Source organism: Acidovorax sp. Q11, assembly GCF_054950075.1.
This window is the reverse complement of sequence record NZ_JBUDZG010000102.1, coordinates 1-441: the sequence shown is the minus strand read 5'-3', so window position 1 is coordinate 441 and position 441 is coordinate 1. Positions and strand designations below refer to the sequence as shown.

1 pseudogene is annotated in these 441 nt (G+C 61.2%); it reads right to left on the bottom strand.

Annotated elements, in window-relative coordinates:
* Positions 1-317 (bottom strand): annotated as a pseudogene (locus ACYZGB_RS22860) (hypothetical protein); the annotation flags it as partial.
* Between the last annotated feature and the right edge of the window lie 124 nt (positions 318-441).

The window sequence follows — 441 nt, the reverse complement described above, 5'->3', positions numbered from 1 at the left end:
GGCCTCCGAAGTGCAATAAAACGCCCAATTGGGCCCGCTAATCCCGGAATGTGAAAAAAGCGAGCCAGCCTGCGGCTGTGGGGCAGGACGGGCTTGGAATCTGGGGAGTATTTCTTCAGCCTGCTAAACGCAAACCCCATGTAAAACATCCGTACATCGCTGAAGCCGACCTCCCGAAGAATTGCCTCATCTTCTTGGGGCGTCAGCACAGCCAGCTCTGCAGCCACCTTGTCCTGCGCCCGGGCCGCATGCTCCGGCGCCACGCCGGACGCGACCTGAAACGCTGCATAGCGTGACAGCCACAGGTCGCGCTCCAATCCACCGAACTTAAGCCCCCACTACCCCTTGTAAGCCATATGCGGATGCGGCTTCACATGCCGCGCAGGTCTGGGTTGAGATCGGCCCGGCACGCGGCGCACCAAGTTCCTGCCCAGCAGGCCA